The sequence below is a fragment of the Legionella pelazae genome, assembly GCF_052527395.1.
Genome location: NZ_JBNVZS010000028.1, coordinates 1 through 2625 on the forward strand (window position 1 = coordinate 1; position 2625 = coordinate 2625).

The window sequence follows — 2625 nt, forward strand, 5'->3', positions numbered from 1 at the left end:
TACAGCACTTCAGGTTATATGGTCAAGACAATCAGCCAATTAGTACAAGTTAGCTTCATACGTTACCGTACTTCCACACCTTGCCTATCAACGTCGTCGTCTTCAACGGGCTTCATGGGAAAACTCATCTTGAGGGAGGCTTCCCGCTTAGATGCTTTCAGCGGTTATCCCGTCCGAACTTAGCTACCCGGCAATGCAACTGGCGTCACAACCGGTACACCAGAGGTTCGTCCACTCCGGTCCTCTCGTACTAGGAGCAGCTCCTCTCAATTTTCCTACGCCCACGGCAGATAGGGACCGAACTGTCTCACGACGTTCTAAACCCAGCTCGCGTACCACTTTAAATGGCGAACAGCCATACCCTTGGGACCTGCTTCAGCCCCAGGATGTGATGAGCCGACATCGAGGTGCCAAACACCGCCGTCGATATGAACTCTTGGGCGGTATCAGCCTGTTATCCCCGGAGTACCTTTTATCCGTTGAGCGATGGCCCTTCCATTCAGAACCACCGGATCACTAAGACCTACTTTCGTACCTGCTCGAGCCGTCGCTCTCGCAGTCAAGCACCCTTTTGCCTTTACACTCTTGGTACGATGTCCGACCGTACCGAGGGTACCTTTGTGCTCCTCCGTTACTCTTTGGGAGGAGACCGCCCCAGTCAAACTACCCATCATGCACGGTCCTTGACGAGGATTCACTCGCCTAAGTTAGAACCTCAATGATAACAGGGTGGTATTTCAAGGGCAGCTCCATGGAAACTGGCGTCTCCACTTCATAGCCTCCCACCTATCCTACACAGTCATCATCAAAGTCCAGTGCAAAACTATAGTAAAGGTTCACGGGGTCTTTCCGTCTAGCCGCGGGTACACTGCATCTTCACAGCGATTTCAATTTCACTGAGTCTCGGGTGGAGACAGTGTGGCCATCGTTACGCCATTCGTGCAGGTCGGAACTTACCCGACAAGGAATTTCGCTACCTTAGGACCGTTATAGTTACGGCCGCCGTTTACCGGGGCTTCGATCAAGAGCTTCTCCTACTCCCATATTTCTCGCTAACTCTGCGTTGGACATCCTCTTCAGCTCAGTTACATACTAATGTATGCGCCTTCGCTTCATCGTCGTCCGCCTTGATTTAGCAAAAAATTTGGGAGTAGGATAACCCCATCAATTAACCTTCCGGCACCGGGCAGGCGTCACACCCTATACGTCTTCTTACGAATTTGCAGAGTGCTGTGTTTTTAATAAACAGTCGCAGCCACCTGGTCTCTGCGACCCTCAGACGCTTTGTCATGCAAGATGACTCACCTCCAAGGGCGTACCTTCTCCCGAAGTTACGGTACCATTTTGCCTAGTTCCTTCACCCGAGTTCTCTCATGCGCCTTAGTATGCTCTACTTGTCCACCTGTGTCGGTTTACGGTACGGTTTTTTGTAAGTTATGGTTAGCAGCTTTTCCTGGAAGCATGGCGTCAATGACTTCTCTGCACCCCGAGGGGTCAGAACCCTGTCACACCTCGGCGTTAACGTGTGTTCGGATTTGCCTAAACACACCGCCTACATGCACAGACCGGGACAACCAGCGCCCGGCTCACCTAGCCTTCTTCGTCCCCACATCACCACTTACAAAAAGTTAAGGATTATTAACCTTATTCCCATCAACTACGCTTTTCAGCCTCGCCTTAGGGGCCGACTCACCCTGCTCCGATTAACGTCGTGCAGGAAACCTTAGACTTCCGGCGAGAAGGGTTTTCACCTTCTTTATCGTTACTCATGTCAGCATTCGCACTTCTGATACCTCCAGCAAACTTCTCAATCTGCCTTCTTCAGCCTACAGAACGCTCCCCTACCACGTGCACTTTAGTGCACATCCGCAGCTTCGGTGGATGATTTGAGCCCCGTTACATCTTCCGCGCAGGCCGACTCGACCAGTGAGCTATTACGCTTTCTTTAAAGGGTGGCTGCTTCTAAGCCAACCTCCTGGCTGTCTCTGACTTCCCACATCGTTTCCCACTTAATCATCACTTCGGGACCTTAGCTGGCGGTCTGGGTTGTTGCCCTCTTCACAACGGACGTTAGCACCCGCTGTGTGTCTCCCGTGATTCAATTAGCCTGTATTCGGAGTTTGCATCGGTTTGGTAAGCCATGACAGCCCCCTAGCCGAAACAGTGCTCTACCCCAGGTAATCATTCACGAGGCGCTACCTAAATAGCTTTCGGGGAGAACCAGCTATCTCCGGGCTTGATTAGCCTTTCACTCCTAGCCACACGTCATCCGATAATTTTTCAACATTACCCGGTTCGGACCTCCAGTTGGTGTTACCCAACCTTCATCCTGCACATGGCTAGATCGCCCGGTTTCGGGTCTACTCCCAGCGACTCACGCCCTCTTAAGACTCGCTTTCGCTACGGCTCCCTTATTAAGTTAACCTCGCCACTGAAAGTAACTCGCTGACCCATTATACAAAAGGTACGCAGTCACCCAACTAAAAGTCAGGCTCCCACTGCTTGTACGCAAACGGTTTCAGGTCTATTTCACTCCCCTCTCCGGGGTTCTTTTCACCTTTCCCTCACGGTACTGGTTCACTATCGGTCAGTAAGGAGTATTTAGCCTTGGATGATGGTCCACCC

At 51.5% G+C, this 2625-nt stretch carries 1 rRNA gene; it reads right to left on the reverse strand.

Going from position 1 to position 2625, the window contains the following annotated elements:
• Positions 1-18 precede the first annotated feature (18 nt).
• Positions 19-2625: ribosomal RNA gene (locus tag ACQUW5_RS15235) — 23S ribosomal RNA — on the reverse strand; the annotation flags it as partial.